This window comes from Dokdonia pacifica, from assembly GCF_900188275.1.
GTDB classification, from domain to species: Bacteria; Bacteroidota; Bacteroidia; order Flavobacteriales; family Flavobacteriaceae; genus Dokdonia; species Dokdonia pacifica.
In genome coordinates this window covers 55,731-73,521 of the sequence record NZ_FZNY01000001.1, presented here as the reverse complement: position 1 = coordinate 73,521, position 17,791 = coordinate 55,731, and the positions used below count along the sequence as shown (strand labels likewise).

Below are 17,791 nucleotides of genomic sequence, written 5' to 3'. Positions count from 1 at the left end.
AATAGTGTTTTTAGACATGGTCTTCTATCAAAGTAGTTAAGCGGTTGATAATGATATCGATCATGTCTAATCGTTTGTAAATAAAGGGAGATGCTTTTTGATCTAGAAGATATTCTCTACGTTCCTTAGCGTGCTTAAGATTTTGTGTTAGTGACTCTTTAATATGTTGTTTAAACAAGCTTGGTATTGGAACATCAAGAATATAATGATAGCTCAGAATGACTTCAATGGAAGGCTGAATAAGTCCTTGTTCAATTTTAGATAAAGCAGAACCAGAGATGCCAATCACCGCAGATATATCCTGTGATGAGAATCCTGATTCTTCTCGATATTTTTTTAAATAGCTATAGGTTTTTATTTTTTTCATAATTTAATTGAAGAACACTGGTCGTTAGGTCACCAACGTCTGGAAATAGAATACCTCGCATTGATTTAAAAAATTAGAACAGGGATTTTTCCTTGAGGTTAAAATTTTTTCGTGGTGTCTTGGATATTTTGGGGATAAGTATCAGATTTTGTAGTGATACAGAGTAAGCAGCGAAGTAATGTCGCTCTACAAGGTTATATATAATTATTGTAGAGCGACATTACTTCGCTGGTATGGTAAAAGATGATTATAGATTTTAATGAGCAGTAAAAAAACTACTTCAAAGTTACTTTGAAGTAGAGTTTGTTAGAAAATTTCCGATCCATAGGTGTATGTGCAAATTTCCCGTGTTCATTTTTAACGAGTATTAATTGTGCATCTATAAGTCGTTGGATTGCGATACCTATTGTCCTTCTCTTTAGTTTCGTCTTTTTACAAAAGACGGAAATTGCTATCCAATCCCACTCCTTGTGCTTCCTTGTTTTAGGATCATAGTATCCATAGGTCTGACGTATGATAACAAGTAAAACTTTGAGCATTGACCCTTGTATGTCTAGATGCTTTTCAAACACGATATTGGGTACACTCGTTTTATATTGATATGCCATATATTGACTAGCATAGGTAACAAGTCACAGAGAGGCTAGAAGCCCTATTTTAACCTCTGTGACAAGCTAAAAACCTATCCATAAGTCAAAGGATAGGTTTGTTAGTTATAACGTTTATTTGTTTAATCTGTGATTAAAATAGTGGTTTGTAGTGTTTTTGGAAAATGTTGACGATGTTGGTATAGAGTGGATAAGGGAGAGTGAGGAAATAGCTTAATTTTAAAGAATTACGGAAGAATAATTTTAACAAGTTCTGGGTTTTCTGAATCTTTTTCTTGGAGGTAAGTGGTTCGAATACTTTGCCACATGGTGCGCAAATTGGGACACACATCCTGAAATTTACCGAAATCACCTTTATTTACAAGGTGATTTTTTGGTTCGAACTGGTTACCTTTAGACTTGAAACTATTTAGTCCATTAATAAGGTAATTTAGCCATTTGGGACCATAAAAACTAAGGTTTTTCTCATCCCATATAAAGTTCGATCGAAGTGTCTTTAAAGCATTTCTTTTATGAGTTACATCATTAGTTTTCCAGACCATTTTAAGTTCAGAACCAAAATGAATAAGTGAGCATAAGAAGTCTTTCCAGTCATTGGAATATTTTGTAGATCGTGAATTAAGTGCAATTTCTGCATCTATTTTCTGAATTTCTTGCTGATATTCTTCTTTGCTAAAGATACCATCAATAAAGGCTTCTTTAATACGACTCTTTTTTTTCGTAAACCTATCAATTATATATTTATCTCGTTGTGATTTTTCTTGCCAACTATTAAGTTCTTGATCAGCAATATCATTAATGAATTGCTGCGACCATTGTGCAAGTTTGGAATCCATTTCAATATGGTCTGCTATTTTTAAGACAATAATGTCTAAATCATTTTCCGGAACTCCTTTTGTTTTGATTTTATTTCTTTTGAGATATGAATTGTAATAATATCGACGAGTATAGAATTTTGGATTTTTCATTTCTATTATATCTAACCCACAATGATAGCATTTAGTTTTATGCCTTATAGAGAATCTTTTTTTACAATCACAAGTAACACGTTCTACAAGATCAGGGGTACAAAAATATCCTTCAGGTGATTTTATAAAATTAGAATATGTAGAAATATTTTTTGTTACTTTACTATTCCCTTTCTCACCAAGACGTTTTTGTATTCTCCAATATTCATCTTCTGTGATCATAGGAGTTATGCAATCATTAATATAAATTTTGTCTCCCTTGTAATAGAAGAATCCTGCTACTTCTGGACGTCTTAAAAATCGATAGAATGATGATTTAGCGATGAGTTTCCCACCAGATATTTTTCTTATAGGCATTTTTAACTTCACTTCTTCTTTCAGCCATTTGTAAGCCTGTGATGGACTTATCTTATCATCAAGTATTTTTCTTAGAGCTTGTTGCATAAATTTCCATCTTTCTGGATCATCACGCCAATCACGTTCTCCTTGCAATTTATGTTTGTTGTTCAGATATCCCATTATGGCAAAAGCATTTGGTATCCCTTTTTTTACTTTTTTAGTATTACCATCTTGAACCTTTTTTCCAAGTTCTCGACTATATTCAGTAGCACTTGCCATTTCAATTGCTGTAATAATGGTGTTATCTTCTGGAAGATATACCTTGTCTTTGGTAACAATGGCTTTGAGTTTACCGTATTGTAAAAGGTCAATTACCCATCCACCTTCACGCATATTCCTAACGAGGCGATCTATTTTCCAGCATACAATAACTTCGGTTGTACCATTCTCAATACGTTGCATCATTGCTTCAAATTGAGGGCGCTGTCCGAATGTTTTTGCTGATTTACTTTCAGAATAGTTTTCTCCGATAGTAACATTCCAGTACTTTGCTATTTCATCACAAATATCATTCTGCGTTTCCAAGGAGAGTATTTGACGACTCTTATCTTCTTGAGATTTTCGACGATAGATATCGGCAGACGCTCCTTTGAGTTTTTCTTCGGTTGATATATACATGGTTATTTTAGTAGTTATACAAAAATGGACCCCTGATTTTTTTTACTCAATCGCGAAACTAAGTATCAGGAGTCCATTTTTATAGGCAAACAAATGATGTTTACCTAGGTATTTACTTAGTTTCGCTCTTTAAGTATATCATATCCATTCTATCTTATAAATGTTATTGATCACCTCCAAAAAGCGATCGTTTGATCTTTAATGAGGCAACCATGACGGTCATCACAAATTCTCCTATCTCTTTTACATCTTGATCTGTTAGTTGCTCATAATATTTTGGAATCATTTGCGATTTAAGAACTTCGCGTAATTCGCTTAAGGCTTGCCGTGAAAGGTTCATACTAATATTCAATATCAGTAGATGAATTGCTCTTTTCAAATTCCTTAGATATTACGCATTCAGTAATATCTTCTACCTGATCTTCACTCAGCCAATGAATGTAAATGCCTCGATAATTAATTATTCGTCTGAAAAATGAAGTGATTTTTCTTTGTACGTGTTGTAATGTGTTCATATATACTCACCATACTTTTCATAATGAGTCTGACTAGAACTGACATTTTAACCAGAAGGAAAATCCTGTATTGTAATAGTTTTTGCTGAAAAGCCTTTAGGTGTAATCCTACCGTTAATGAGTAATCTTATGTAAATATGATAGCGTTCTAAATTGAGAAAATCACTTGAACTAAAAATAGGTGTAAATATTTTTTCCATTTGTTTTGCGTCTTCACCAAGTCGGAAGCAGATTATTGAACCAACGTTGGAGAGGATTGCCGAACGAATATCTTTGTGCAATTGATCTAAATATTGTAGTCCAAATACGATATTAAATTTACTTTTTCGGAGTTCTGATACTGCATTTACGATAGATTTGGTTGTATACAGTCCTGCTTCATCAAGGTAAAGCATAAAAGGTTGTCGTTTTTGTGGGGGAAGATCTAGACGACTAAATCCTGCCGATACCATAGCAGAAATTAAAAAACTACCGAGCAAGGTAACACCATCGGTTCCAATTTTAGATTTTGATAAGTTGACCAGAAAGATTTGCTTGTTTTGCATAATCTGTGTCATAGAAAGTTGTTGAGGGTTTTCAACTAGAACTTTTCGTAAGTATGGGATAGATAGTAGCGACGTTATTTTATTAAGTACTGGCAAAATATCTCCTTTAGAGTATCGAGGAAATTCCTTTTCAAAGAAACGACTAATATGTTGATTGGTAGTGTGTGGAATGCATTTATTACGATACTCTTCATTAAGTAATAGGCGTGGAATGTCATCAAAGGTCACCTTCCAAGGCACTTGTAATAACAGTAACAATGACTGACGCAGAATAAATTCGAGACGAATTCCCCATGACTGCTCTCCCCATACCTTACGAAAAGTCTCTAAGATGGATGATGCAATTAAAGCTCTGGTATTAGGATCACGTACTTTACGTAAAGGGTTGTATCCCCAAGAACAATTTGGATCAGTAGGAGAAAGATAGATTACCTCTTTTTTGAGATGTTCTGGAATTAAATCATACACTTCATTTACAAGATCGTTATGGGCATCGATAAGACAAAATCCTCCTCGGTTATATGTTCCATAATGCAAAATATCATTGTATGCTAATACCTTTATTAAATTACTCTTCCCATTTCCTGTGGCTCCTATAACAAGCATGCCTCCAGCAAGAAGGTCAGAATAGTAGATGCCAAAGGTGCGGCGATCTTCACGAAAATCAGTCTTAGCAAAATATGAAATATCAGGGTTTAAGTAGTTTGGCATAGTAACAGTATTACTCGCACTCGAAGTGTCTGCTAGAAGCCAGTTTTTTCCTTTTTTATTCTCGTTTTCCTTCTGGTTAAAATATGGGTTCTAATTTTTAGAAGGATGCCATGTCATACTGCCGACAAATGAACTTTAATTAAATACACTATGAAACCAACAAAAGAACTCCATCCTTTGGATATCTCTCTATGCCAAGAAGTACATATCCATTACAAACGTCTGCTCTATGACGAAACAAAAAAGATACGAAGTAGCCAGTCTGCTCAAAATATCTTCCGTGATTTTGCTGATGCAGATCGTTTGGACTATAAAGAATTCTTTTGGGTCATATTACTTACCAATGCTAATCAAGTAATCGCTATTAGTGAAATATCTATTGGTGGTACAACAGGCACGCTTGTAAATACAAAAGAAATTGTACAACTAGCATTACTTACTAATACTTCAGGAGTCATCATTGCTCATAATCATCCTTCGGGAAAATTATGTGCTTCTGCTTCTGATAGAAAAATCACCTATCGTATTAAGAAAATACTTTCTCTTCTTGATATTAAATTACTCGATCATATTATCCTAACCTCTGAAAGCTATACTTCTTTCGCTGATGAAGGCTGGCTATAGCTTTCCTTAAAAATCCTTATGCCCATTACTTCAGTGATCCCGTATTACGGATCTAAAAATAGGATGTGTAAACATATCCTTCCTCTTATCCCATCACATACGATCTACCTTGAACCCTTTTTTGGGTCTGGAATTATATTCTGGAATAAGGAGCTTGCTAGTTCAAATATTATCAATGATAGATGGAATATGGCAGCTAATTTCTATCAGCAAACCAAACTGAATTTTGATGAGCTGAAAAAACGGATTGAAGCTACTCCTTTTTCACGAGGTATCTACAAATATGCATGGTATATCAAAGAAAATCCACAATTCTATTCAAAAATAGAACTGGCATACGCATTCTATATCGGCGTAACACAGGGTTTCAATTCAAACTTTGGCTCCTGGGCAGTAGATAATTATGGAAAGTCTTTTACAGCTTTTAAAAATCGAAAGATGAAGTACAACAAAGAGGTACTTGCAAAACTTGATAATGCACAATTAGAGAATATGGATGCTGTGAAACTTTTAGATTCTAAAAAAAATCTCACAGATGTATTTGCATACTGCGATCCCCCATACATCGGAACGAACTGCGGTATGTATGGATCATATAGTGAGGCAGATTATATAAATCTATTAGAAATACTTGCTAAGATGAAAGGTAATTTTTTACTCAGTTCCTTTCCTAATACTACCCTTTATACCTACATCAAAAAATACGGTTGGCAAGTACAAGAATTTCATAAGACAAAAACTGCTGTAAAAGGAAAACGTGGTATCTCTCGAACTGCTAAAAAAACAGAATTGCTTGTTGCGAACTACCCTATCTAAAATTAAATACTAATTTTTAAACACAACTGAATATGACACTTAAACAACAACGCTTGTTTCTGTACTTCTTTGAAGTACTAGAAGCACATTTACGTTATACCGATGCACTGCCACTCTCTAAAGAAGTAAAACAATTTCTAACTAGAGATGAGTGTATTGATATTATTCTTTGGCTATCGCCAGAGAAATATCATAGAAGAGAATTAGAAAGTTTTGATGAAGATAAGTTGTACTCTGCTTTAGTGACTGATTACAACATCCTGTTATACATAATTCATAAGTGGCAAGTACAGCTTTCTCAATCCATCACTTTTTCAGACGAGGAAGTCGATATCCTGTTTGCCAGAACCAATAATCAGATGCATTACTTGTATATGAAACCTACTTCCGAGTGGGATAACTATGACAAGAATAACTACATCTCATTACTCTACAAAGCAGGATTTACGATTCAGGTCTATGGTATTTATTCTTCTTCGGTAAAAGAAGAGGATAAATATATTCTAGAATCTCCACCGAAAGTGTTTTACGACACTAAAGAAGAAGCTGAAGCTGAAATTACTCGGCTTATCAAAAAAGAAAACTATAACGAAGGAGACCTTGTAGTCTATCCACTTCATAAAATCAAATAATCCAATTACTAATTTTTAAAACTGAATATTATGGAAACACCAAACATGGTTGATGTACTCATTCAAAACATCACAACTGATCAAGAGCTCTTAAAACAAGCTGATCAAAAAATAGCAGATGCAAAACAAGAAAAATCAGATGTTGCAGATCGTATCAAGGGCTATCGAAAAGAAGCAGAAGTTTTTTTAAAGTATGCCAATGAAGATCAGAAGAAAAAGATTGAAGCACTTGGCTTTGATACTGCTGAAACTAGAAGTTCATTAAATGATGTGGCCACACGAGCATTAAATATTATTATGGAGGCTAAAGGTAATTCGCTTACCAATGATGAATTGTATACTATCTATGCAGGGAGTCACAAAAATCCTAAAGAGTTAGTAAACTATACTGCTTTTAATATTAAATGTAGACCGCTGTTTAATTCTCAACGATTGTTACGCAAAAAAGCAGGCGAAGGTCTTTCTTCTCGTGAAGATATCATTTCATTAAATGGAACTCCTATTACAAAGGAAGAATCAAAAGATGGAGTACAGGAGGTAAAAGATACTACTATTGATAAAAAGGATACTTCCCCAAAAGAAGCACCTAAAACCATAGCTCTTAGAAAAGGAACTCTCAACAAGAAGAAAGATGATACGACACAGGCTAAAAAGTAAAGCAATTGATAATGCCTTATGGCTCAACTTTGAAAATCGTACAACCAATAAAGAATATGTTGTGATTCAAGGTGTCGGTCATGACTATAGAATAGTCCCTAAGGATCATCCAAGTATTCAAAACGAAACTTTTGTAGTATTACCTATTAGTTATACTTCCCTTTCTTATGATCGGATTACTGAAATATTTGCAGATCGTAATCCGCTTTGGTTTTGGGAAGAACTTAAGGGCACATTTGGAACGTTAAACGGAGAATTACTTAGGTTCATAATTGCCTATAACATTCCACTTGAAAAACTAATCCGTTATAGCTTATCTGCTCGAGGATATGACAAGGAAATGCAATGGGTTGGTTTTAATAAAGCTAAAGAAATTTGGCAGGAGTAATAATTGAAAACTTTTTAAACACCTTTCTTTTGAGATGGGTGTTTTTAATAGCATATTACAAGAATAAGTAGATTTTGAGATGCTGTTAAAATCGTAATAAAATGATATTTAATAAATTAACTTTTGTCTTAAGTTACGTGTCATTTAAAAGTATTTGTATTTATTATCATTAGAATATTGACTTAAAATGTTTTATTTTTCGAGTTCTAAATTGGTTTATAAAAAAATATAATCGTTTTTAGATACGTTATGAAAAGATACCTCCCCATTATCTACACCTTATTTATTGTATCTCTTTGTTATGGACAAGAAGGAAACATTCAAGGAAATATTACAGATGTAAATGGAATTCAAATATCAGGAGCAGTAGTTAGAATAACTGATGTAAACAAAGGGACCGTTTCGGATTTTGACGGGAAATTCACATTAGTTAATATTCCTGAGGGAGTTTATAAATTAAAGATTGAATATCTTGGTTTTTCTGATGTAGAGCAAGAAGTAGAAGTTATATCTAATGAAACCACATCTATTTCTATTTTATTAAAATCTGAAAGTATTTTACTAGATAATGTAAATATTACTTCTTACACCAATAGTGCTCAATCACGAGCACTGAACAAGCAAAAAAATAATATCAATATAACTAATGTCATTTCAACAGATCAAATAGGAAAGTTTCCTGATTCAAATGTAGGCGATGCTATAAAAAGGGTTCCAGGCATTTCTATTCAAGTAGATCAAGGAGAAGCACGTGATATTATCGTAAGAGGTCTTTCTCCTCAATTAAATTCCGTTACTCTAAATGGAAGTAGAATTCCTTCTGCTGAGGGGGACAATCGAAATATTCAATTGGATTTAATTCCTTCGGATATGATTCAGACTATTGAAGTAAGTAAAGCACTTACACCAGACATGGATGCAGACGCATTAGGAGGATCTGTAAATTTAGTAACAAGGACTTCACCTCAAGATTTTAGAGTTTCAGCAACTTTAGGATCAGGAATAAATTTCATAACAAATGAAGGAATATGGAATGGATCATTTCTAATAGGAGATCGTTCAAAGAATAATAAATTTGGTTGGATGGTATCTGCCTCTATAAATGACAGTAGATTTGGTTCAGATAATATAGAAGCCGAGTGGACAGATAAGTTTAGCTATAATTCAGGTGTAATAGATCAAGATGGAAACACTATTCTTGAAGAAGTAACCGTAAATCCCTACACTAATGTTCTTGAGCAACAAACTCATCTGATACAAAGAGTAAGAAGAAGTTTTGCTGTTAATTTTGATTATCAAATTAACAATAACCATGATCTGTTTTTAAAAACTATTTATAATTGGCGGGATGATCGTGAAAATAGATTTGTATTTGAGAATGAAGTTTTAAGTGGTGAAGATATTGAGCTTGATGATTTTACAATAACAAATGGTACTTTAACTCGTTTTCCTGTGGAGGTAAGCCGTCAAACTAGAGGAGGCGTTAATACTAGCAGAAGCCAAAATGCTCGATTAGAAGATCAGAGATTTCAAAACTATACAATTGGTGGAAATCATCTATTAGGAGCCGTAAAATTTGATTGGATTACATCGTATTCAAAAGCTTTTGAAGAAAGTACTAATGATAGGATTATAGAATTTAAATCTGAGTATACAATTTTTAATGATAACTCTATTCCCAGACTCCCTTTATTTATTCCTGTAAATCCTACTGATACCAATAACTTAGGCGACTTTTTATATGAAGATATTACAGAAGAGGTAGGAGATACAGCAGAAGAAGATTTTAATTTTATAGCAAATGCAGAAGTCCCTGTTAATCTTTTTAATTTTGAGAATGGAATTATAAAATTTGGAGCCAAAGTTAGATTAAAGTCAAAATTTAGAGAGAATAATTTCTTCTCATTTGACCTAAGCGATGAGTTCCCAACACTATTAGATGTTTCTACTCGCGATTATTCAGATCCAAATTATCTCGTAGGAAGTCAATATCAAGCAGGTGTTTTCCCAGATCAAAATCAATTAGGTAGTCTAGTTCTTGATAATGGGGCGGTTGTTTCCGAAGAGTTTCTTGGACAAAATTTTACTGTAAATGAAGATGTATTTGCAGGGTATATACTAACGAAACAAAACATATCAGATAGATTAACTATTCTGGCAGGTCTTCGATTGGAAACAACATACATTGAAGCATCAGGCAATCAAATAGAAGACTTAAATAATGATGTAAGTAAAATTACTGAGACACAATCTTACTCTAATGTACTTCCTGGAATTCATTTTAAATATGAATTATCTAAACAAACTATATTGCGATTTGCTTGGACAAATACAATAGCTCGACCTAACTATACTGATCTCGTCCCTACAAGAGAAGTCGTTTTTGAAGATGAAGAAATTATTGTGGGTAATCCTGACTTACAAGCAACAACATCGATGAATTTTGATTTATTGGCAGAGCATTATTTTAAATCTGTAGGTATTGTCTCTACTGGAATATTTTATAAAAACATCAACGATTTTATTTACACTTTTAGAAGTCAGACGGAGAATGATAGATTTGGACAAGGAACTACAGGTTTTACATTATTCCAGCCCCTTAATGGTAATGGAGCTTCACTTTTTGGAGTTGAAATTGCATTTCAACGCACCTTAGATTTTCTTCCTGGGTTTGCTAAAAATTTTAGTCTTGACCTCAACTATACCTATCTAACATCTACTGCAAATGGAATTCGAGATGAAAATGGTATAGAACGTAATGATCTTGATATACCTGACACTTCCCCTAATTTATTCAATGCTTCAATTGGCTATAAAAACCCTAAATTTAGTATGCGTTTATCTGCTAATTTTTCAGATGCGTATCTAGACGAAATAGGTAGTAGCGCTTTTAGAGATATTTTTTATGACAAACAATTCTTTTTAGATCTTAATGGATCGTATAGGATTCATAAAAACATGAATTTCTATGTTGGATTAAATAATATTACTAACCAACCATTACGTTTATATCAAGGTGTTTCTTCTAGAACAAATCAAGTAGAGTTTTATGATTTAAAGTTCACTTTTGGTTTGAAATATGATTTTTATAAAAAGTGATTGTTTTAATCTTCATGATCGGCAATTTCTTTTTTTAAAATCACCCCTTCATTATTAATCATTACATCCATTATAATCCCTCCTTTTTCTATTTCAAATTCAAAATTACTTCCTTCTGATGTTTCTGCTATTTCAGTTTTTTTAATTTTATAATCTGGAAATGCTTTCATTAAAGAAGTTAAAACAGTTTTGGGAACACTTTGTAATTCTATTTTATGTTCAGTTTCTTTCCAAGTTCCATCTTCCATGAAATTTGCAGAATATTCCATGTCATTCATTGTAAATTCTGCTTCCCATTCGACATCAGTTTCTTGTTCCCAAAATACTGTCTTAGCCTCTGGGAATTTTAAAGTAAAAGCATCTTTTACCTCAGTAGGAATTTTAATATTGATATTACATCCTAAAACTCCTAGAAGCCCTGAAACAACAAATATTTTCTGCGCTATGTGTGACTTCTTCATTATTAGGTTTTGTTTTTAATATTTCAAAAATAGCTAACAAATCTAAAGACATCTTTAAGTGAATCTAAAGCAAATATATTATAAGAATGAGGTGTTATTTTGAGTCAAAAATAAGTTCTTTAAATTTCCCTTAGATTTGATAAGTATATTGCTTTATTTTATGAAAATTCTTATTGCCGAAGATGAAATAGCCCTACAACGATCCATAGCTGTCTATTTGGAGCGTGATGGTAATATTTGCGAAGTTGCTTCTGACTATATAGAAGCTTTAGAAAAAGTTTCTATATATGATTATGATATTCTATTATTAGACATCAATCTCGCAACCGGTAGTGGTCTTGATATACTACGAACTTTAAAAAAGGAAAAGAAAACTACTGGTGTTATTATTATTTCAGCAAACAACTCTCTTGATGACAAACTTGAAGGATTAGACTTAGGAGCAGATGATTATATAACAAAGCCCTTTCATCTAGCTGAATTAAACTCTCGAATAAAAGCAGTATTAAGACGTGGGAAATTTGGTGGAGAAGAAACTATTACCTTCAACGAAATCAAAATTGATACACGCTCTAGAACTGCTTATGTTGATGATAAAGCAATAACACTTACCAGAAAAGAATATGATTTATTACTCTTTTTCATATCAAATCAGGGACGTGTATTATCAAAAGAAATTATAGCAGAACATCTCTGGGGAGATCATAGTGACTTAATGGATAATTTTGACTTTATTTATGTGCATATAAATAATTTGCGCAAAAAACTTAAAAACGAAGGAGCAAAGTACATTAAAACTGCTTACGGCAGTGGGTATAAATTTATTGCAGATTAAGTGAATCATCCTAAAAAGACATATAAATTATTACGTAAGGCTTCTAAGAATTTCTTGCTGATGAGTACAGCTTTGATGCTTTTAACAGCATTGGCATTATTTATATACACACGTAGTCTGCTGGACAATGAATTAGAAGAAGAACTATATTCTAAAGTGGCTTTTATTGAAGAAAGTCTTAATAGGGGGAATTCATTAAGCTCAGTAGAGCCTATAATTCATATAACCCGAGTAACTGAAATATATCCAGATGTATTAAAAGACACTCTTATTTATGATCCTAGACAAGATGAAGTAGAGATGTTTAAAGAGTTAACATCTGTAGTAAAAACATCATCAGGATTGTATGAAATAAAAACGCGTACTCTGGTAATTGAATCTGAAGATATTTTTACAGCGATTATTGTTTCATTCTTATCTATTCTAGCTATAGCTTTTATTATTCTATTTTTCATTAATAAATCTCGTAATGAAAAAATGTGGGCGCCTTTTTTTACTAATTTAAACAGGCTTAAAAACTTCTCATTAGAGTCTAGAGGCCAGTTACATTTAGAGTCATCGGATATTGAAGAGTTTGAAGAATTAAATCGCGAACTTCAATCACTCACCGAGAAATTGTATATAGATTATAATAATCTAAAACAATTTACGGAAGATGTATCACACGAAACACAGACGCCACTAGCAATCATTCAGGCTAAAATTGAAAATATTATTAATCAAAATAATATAAGTAATAAACAATACGAGGAGCTAACATCTATTCAGAATGATATTCAACGATTAACACAACTGAATAAATGTCTCATACTTTTAGCTAAAATTGATAACGATCAATTTTCTAATAAAGAAAAGGTTGATCTCAAAAAACTATTAGAAAATCGCATAGAAGATTTTTCTGAGATTACCAATGTAAAATTTAATCTACTTGCTTCAAAAAATGCAATTATTGATATAGATCCATATTTAGCAGAAGTCCTATGTAACAATTTGTTAAGTAATGCATTAAAATACGGGGACACTTCAAAACCTATTGAAGTAATTGTTGATCATAGACATCTAATAGTCAAAAATTATGGGGGTGCTAAAATAAAAGATGAAACAAAGATTTTCAATCGATTTTATAAAGAAGGAGCTAGTAAAAAATCTACAGGATTAGGACTATCTATTGTTAATAAGGTATGTACCTACTATAAATTTAAGCCTAGTTACGAATATATTGATGAGCAACATATTTTCACTATAAATTTCATTTAGAAAATTTTATATCATTTTTGAACCATTCTATTTGTTCATAGACACCTTCTCTCAATTTTGTTCTAGGATTATATTTCAAAATAGAACGGGCTTTGTCTATAATAGCTATAGTACGCTGTTGATCACCTGCTCGACTTGGTAGGTCTTGAAATGAAATTTTTGTTTTTAATAAATCTTCTACAATTTCTATTCCTTCTTGAGTCGTATACTCTTTATCTATACCCAAATTAATAATTTGATTAGTACATAGATCTTCTTTTCCAATTACACTAACAATACCATTAACAATATCACTTACATGAGTAAAACTACGCTTATGGTTTAAACTCCCTTTAAAAAGCGGAAATTTTTTATTGTGTAACCCACAATCTATTAGTTTCGTAAAGAGTTTATCTGGTCGTTCTCTAGAACCATATACAGAATACAATCGTAATGAACAGGCTTTGAATTGTTGTGATCGAGATGAAGCAAGCACGAGTTGCTCAGCAGCAAGTTTTGTAACTCCATAATTAGAAATAGGTAAAACAGCTTGAGTTTCATCACATGAGACATTACGTCCATAAATAGACGAAGTCCCAATATTCACAAACATTTTTAATGATGTAAATTGTCTTGCAAAATCAATAAGATGTTCTGTGGCTATAATGTTGTTCTCCATATAATCTTTAAAAGAACAAGTACTCGCTATTCCAGGCTGTGCTGCACAATGAAAGATATAATCTATATCTACAGGTAGGGACATCACAAGATTAGATGTTCTTAGATCACATTCTATAATTTGTATTCCTTGAGTATCTAGTAAACTTGCATTCTTTCGCTTAAGCATAGGAGAATAATAACTATTAAAATTATCAACTCCTACAACTTCAAAATCCATTTTCTTTAATCGCTCAGCAAGGTGAGATCCTATAAAGCCTGCTACTCCTGTAATTAAAACTTTCACTTTAAAATTAATTCTTTTTGTAAAGAAAAATGGTTTTTTAATCTTAAAAAAGCTTTCATAATTATATTTCAAAATAACCGAAATCTTAAAATTTTCTTTAGAATTGGTATGTATTATTGTAAGTTAAAATCTAAGCATTGTTAGAAAATTTAGCACTTACCATAGTTATTCCAGTATATAATGAACAAGAAAACCTTGCTCGTGTTCAAAAAGAATTACTAGAATATATTAATCAATCTCATACCATTACTACTGTACTTTTTGTAAATGATGGGTCATCTGATAATAGCCAAAGTCTTATTGAAGAAATATGTAACAAGCATATGGCATTTAATTATATTTCTTTTGATAAAAATTATGGTTTAAGTGCTGCAATTAAAGCAGGTTTTGACTATACGACAACAAGTTTAGTTGGATATATAGATGCAGATTTACAAACGACCCCTTTAGATTTTGACCTACTCTTAGAACATATAGAGACATATGATCTCGTTACAGGAGTGAGAACGGCACGCAAAGATTCTGTTGTAAAAAATATGTCTTCAAAAATTGCAAACGGTATACGCCGTAGTTTTACAAAAGATGGTATGGATGACACTGGCTGCCCACTTAAAATAATCAAAACTGAATATGCGCAACGCATTCCTATGTTTAGAGGACTACATCGTTTTCTTCCTGCTATGATTCTTTTGCAAGGAGGGAAAATAAAACAAGTCCCTGTAAGACACTTTGAACGTATTGCTGGCACAGCAAATTTTGGGGTCTGGAATCGTTTACTAGGACCTCTTATGGATTGCTTTGCTTATCTCTGGATGAAGAAAAAATACATTAATTATAAAGTAGCTAATAAAGGATGAGCACTTGGATAATTCTTAGTATAGGCTTTATGGCACAGCTTCTATTTTCTGGTCGTTCTTTACTACAATGGGTCATTTCTGAGAAAAATAAAAAGGTGCTGACGCCTACACTTTTTTGGCAACTTAGTTTAATTGCTTCGTTTCTCCTTTTTGTTTATGGCTATTTGAGAGATGATTTTGCCATTATGTTTGGACAAATATTGACGTACTTCATTTATATACGCAATATGCATTTGCAAGGAAGTTGGAAAAAGCTACATAAAGTTATCAGGCTATTTATTTTAATGTTTCCACTTCTTGTTCTTACTTATGGGTATAACAATAATGTTTATGATATAAATCAACTATTTAATAATAGTGATATTCCACAATGGCTATTTGTTTTAGGGATCACTTCACAAATTATTTTCACATTACGTTTTGTATATCAATGGATATACTCTGAACGCAAAAAAGAGTCTTCATTGCCAAGAGGATTCTGGTTATTAAGTCTTACTGGTGCGGGATTAATTCTAATCTATGCCATATTCAGAAAAGATCCTGTACTACTTGCAGGACATGTTTTTGGAATCGTTATGTACGGTCGCAATCTATTTCTTCTAAACAATCAAATATGATACAACTAACTCAGAAATACCCTAAAATCACAATTTTAATAGTGGCATTATTTGTTTTTATGTTACATCTTGATGTGTTGTATGCAAATATTATGGAAGCCCGTAACTTTGTCACAGCGAGAGAAATGCTTTCTGATGGTAATTGGTTGCTTACAACAATGGATGGTTTACCTCGTTATGAAAAGCCACCTTTACCTACTTGGTTTGCAGCAATTTTCGGGAGTGTTTTTGGAATAGAAAACATAGCTGCACTTCGTTTTCCTTCTGCTTTAATTACTGTTGTACTACTTTTCTTTATGTATACGCTTTCGCGAAAGCTGACAAATCATAAATTACAATCACTTATAACAGCCTTAATCCTCGCAACATCTTTTTATATCATATTTGCAGGTCGAAATGGTACTTGGGATATTTTTGCTCATAGCTTTATGTTAGGAGGTATTTATTATCTATATCAGTTTTTCGAAACTGAGAAACAAATTTATAAAAACGCCATTTTTGCAGGTGTTTTTGTAGGATTATCCTTTATGAGTAAAGGACCCGTTTCTCATTTTGCATTACTACTACCGTTTCTTATTGCGTATGGTGTTATCTATAGATTTAAAGGTTTTAAATCTCGATGGCTACCTTTAGTGCTACTTCTTTTTATTACCATAGTACTTTCTGGTTGGTGGGCGTATTATATTTATCTTTTAGATTCGGATGACGCTACACGTATTGCTCTAAAAGAAACAGATTCTTGGAAGCATCGAAATGTAAAACCCTTCTATTATTATTGGAGTTTCTTTACACAATCAGGTTTGTGGACAATACCTGCATTTATAAGCTTATTATATCCATATTTAAAATCCAAAGTATCAAACCTTAAAGCATATCAATTTGCTATTATATGGACTTTTGCAAGTGTAATATTATTATCGTTTATACCTGAGAAAAAATCTCGTTATTTATTACCTGTTTTAATTCCTCTTGCATTTACTATTTCTTTTTACATTAATTATCTTTTTAATCATTTTAAATCGTTAAAAAGTAGGTGGGAAACAGTCCCAGTATATTTTAATTTTGGTCTTATTGGTGTGATTGGAATAAGCTTTCCAATAGTAGGATATATTTTTCTTAAAGAACGATTAGATGGGTATTATCTTTATTTTATTTGTACCTCTATAAGTTTAGTTTTAATAGGAGGATATATAATTAAGTCTCTTATCAAAAAAGAAATATCAAGAGTGTTTTTTAGTAGTATCTTTTTTATAATGGCGATCATCACTTTTGGATTTCCTCTTGCAAATACTTTTTTAGATAACCCTACTCGTAAATCTCTTACTCTAATTGAAGAAGAGGAGCAAATAACAGGGAGGAAGGTGTACAATTTAAATGGGCTTGCTCCAGAACTCATTTGGGACTATGGAAAAACAACAACGCATATAAAATTACCTGGGGGAAAAACAAAGCTACCTACAGAAAAATCATTTGGAGTTCTTACCCGTTTTAATGACTTAGGTCATTTGAAATCGACATTCCCAAATCATGAGATTATTTTCAAGGATCGCTATGATTACAATGTTGCTGATAGTACCAAAAGAGGTAATAAATCTAGATTAAAAGCAGATTATTATTGGCTTGATAAAAAGGAATAATAGCTCTTTAAAATCATTTTAGCTTTCTAAGAGTTATGTGTAAATTCTTTTAAAGAAAACTCTTAAAGATTTATTCTTAGGCATTAATAGTTGTTGTCAAGTATTGATAATTAAAGCGCTAGCTTTCTCTACGATATATCAATATTTACAACTAAACTTTCTGTTGTTTTCAATAAAAATGCTTTCTTAATCAGAGCATTATAAAATAAGGAATAATACTAAGGTTAATAAGTGCTA

18 protein-coding genes are annotated in these 17,791 nt (G+C 32.2%); 11 read left to right on the top strand and 7 right to left on the bottom strand.

Going from position 1 to position 17,791, the window contains the following annotated elements:
* Positions 1–10: 10 nt before the first annotated feature.
* From CHB80_RS00310 to CHB80_RS00295, 5 genes are all read right to left on the bottom strand, one after another.
* Positions 11–367: a helix-turn-helix domain-containing protein gene (locus CHB80_RS00310; protein ID WP_089369444.1), complete on the bottom strand. Its 357-nt coding sequence runs from the start codon at positions 365–367 to the stop codon at positions 11–13.
* A gap of 275 nt (positions 368–642) precedes the next feature.
* Positions 643–975 carry a replication protein gene (locus CHB80_RS00305; RefSeq protein WP_089369443.1) on the bottom strand — a complete coding sequence of 111 codons (333 nt, stop codon included), beginning with the start codon at positions 973–975 and terminating at the stop codon, positions 643–645.
* 227 nt (positions 976–1,202) lie between these two features.
* The gene (locus CHB80_RS00300) at positions 1,203–2,960 is read right to left on the bottom strand and encodes a recombinase family protein (RefSeq protein ID WP_089369442.1); all 1,758 of its coding nucleotides are present in this window, start codon (positions 2,958–2,960) and stop codon (positions 1,203–1,205) included.
* A gap of 163 nt (positions 2,961–3,123) precedes the next feature.
* The gene (locus tag CHB80_RS24495; RefSeq protein ID WP_179218049.1) at positions 3,124–3,300 is read right to left on the bottom strand and encodes a hypothetical protein; all 177 of its coding nucleotides are present in this window, start codon (positions 3,298–3,300) and stop codon (positions 3,124–3,126) included.
* Positions 3,301–3,522: 222 nt separating this feature from the next.
* Positions 3,523–4,731 (bottom strand): type IV secretory system conjugative DNA transfer family protein, encoded by a 1,209-nt coding sequence (locus CHB80_RS00295; protein ID WP_089369441.1) that lies wholly within the window; start codon positions 4,729–4,731, stop codon positions 3,523–3,525.
* A gap of 150 nt (positions 4,732–4,881) precedes the next feature.
* Between CHB80_RS00295 and CHB80_RS00290 the strand changes: the two genes are divergently transcribed.
* The 6 genes from CHB80_RS00290 to CHB80_RS00265 all read left to right on the top strand — a co-directional run bounded on the left by CHB80_RS00290 (position 4,882) and on the right by CHB80_RS00265 (position 10,947).
* Positions 4,882–5,355, top strand: coding sequence for a JAB domain-containing protein (locus CHB80_RS00290; RefSeq protein WP_089369440.1), 474 nt, complete (start codon positions 4,882–4,884; stop codon positions 5,353–5,355).
* Between the two features lie 18 nt (positions 5,356–5,373).
* Positions 5,374–6,171: a DNA adenine methylase gene (locus tag CHB80_RS00285; protein WP_089369439.1), complete on the top strand. Its 798-nt coding sequence runs from the start codon at positions 5,374–5,376 to the stop codon at positions 6,169–6,171.
* A 32-nt stretch (positions 6,172–6,203) separates the two neighbouring features.
* Positions 6,204–6,803 (top strand): hypothetical protein, encoded by a 600-nt coding sequence (locus CHB80_RS00280; protein ID WP_089369438.1) that lies wholly within the window; start codon positions 6,204–6,206, stop codon positions 6,801–6,803.
* A gap of 30 nt (positions 6,804–6,833) precedes the next feature.
* The gene (locus CHB80_RS00275; protein WP_089369437.1) at positions 6,834–7,460 is read left to right on the top strand and encodes a hypothetical protein; all 627 of its coding nucleotides are present in this window, start codon (positions 6,834–6,836) and stop codon (positions 7,458–7,460) included.
* Positions 7,435–7,848: a hypothetical protein gene (locus tag CHB80_RS00270; RefSeq protein ID WP_089369436.1), complete on the top strand. Its 414-nt coding sequence runs from the start codon at positions 7,435–7,437 to the stop codon at positions 7,846–7,848. Before CHB80_RS00275 ends, CHB80_RS00270 begins: the two co-directional genes overlap by 26 nt.
* A 249-nt stretch (positions 7,849–8,097) precedes the next feature.
* Positions 8,098–10,947, top strand: a complete 2,850-nt coding sequence (locus CHB80_RS00265) for a TonB-dependent receptor (RefSeq protein WP_089369435.1) — start codon at positions 8,098–8,100, stop codon at positions 10,945–10,947.
* 5 nt (positions 10,948–10,952) lie between these two features.
* Here CHB80_RS00265 and CHB80_RS00260 read toward each other — a convergent pair whose 3' ends face one another.
* Entirely contained in the window at positions 10,953–11,408 is a 456-nt protein-coding gene (locus CHB80_RS00260) for a PepSY-like domain-containing protein (RefSeq protein WP_089369434.1), read from the bottom strand.
* 160 nt (positions 11,409–11,568) lie between these two features.
* Between CHB80_RS00260 and CHB80_RS00255 the strand changes: the two genes are divergently transcribed.
* Both CHB80_RS00255 and CHB80_RS00250 read left to right on the top strand, forming a co-directional pair.
* A complete protein-coding gene (locus CHB80_RS00255) occupies positions 11,569–12,243 on the top strand; it encodes a response regulator transcription factor (protein ID WP_089369433.1) in 675 nt (224 codons plus the stop codon).
* The gene (locus tag CHB80_RS00250; RefSeq protein WP_443091814.1) at positions 12,244–13,500 is read left to right on the top strand and encodes a sensor histidine kinase; all 1,257 of its coding nucleotides are present in this window, start codon (positions 12,244–12,246) and stop codon (positions 13,498–13,500) included.
* Here the strand turns inward: CHB80_RS00250 and CHB80_RS00245 are convergent.
* Positions 13,493–14,443 carry an NAD-dependent epimerase/dehydratase family protein gene (locus tag CHB80_RS00245; protein WP_089370728.1) on the bottom strand — a complete coding sequence of 317 codons (951 nt, stop codon included), beginning with the start codon at positions 14,441–14,443 and terminating at the stop codon, positions 13,493–13,495. The genes CHB80_RS00250 and CHB80_RS00245 overlap by 8 nt on opposite strands.
* A gap of 137 nt (positions 14,444–14,580) precedes the next feature.
* Here CHB80_RS00245 and CHB80_RS00240 point away from each other — a divergent pair, with 137 nt between their 5' ends.
* The 3 genes from CHB80_RS00240 to CHB80_RS00230 are packed head-to-tail and all read left to right on the top strand — an operon-like array spanning position 14,581 to position 17,554.
* Complete coding sequence (locus tag CHB80_RS00240; RefSeq protein ID WP_089369432.1) at positions 14,581–15,300, top strand: glycosyltransferase family 2 protein; 720 nt, start codon at positions 14,581–14,583, stop codon at positions 15,298–15,300.
* The gene (locus CHB80_RS00235) at positions 15,297–15,917 is read left to right on the top strand and encodes a lipid-A-disaccharide synthase N-terminal domain-containing protein (RefSeq protein ID WP_089369431.1); all 621 of its coding nucleotides are present in this window, start codon (positions 15,297–15,299) and stop codon (positions 15,915–15,917) included. The genes CHB80_RS00240 and CHB80_RS00235 overlap by 4 nt, the downstream gene beginning before the upstream one ends.
* Positions 15,914–17,554 carry an ArnT family glycosyltransferase gene (locus CHB80_RS00230; RefSeq protein WP_089369430.1) on the top strand — a complete coding sequence of 547 codons (1,641 nt, stop codon included), beginning with the start codon at positions 15,914–15,916 and terminating at the stop codon, positions 17,552–17,554. Before CHB80_RS00235 ends, CHB80_RS00230 begins: the two co-directional genes overlap by 4 nt.
* Positions 17,555–17,791 lie beyond the last annotated feature (237 nt).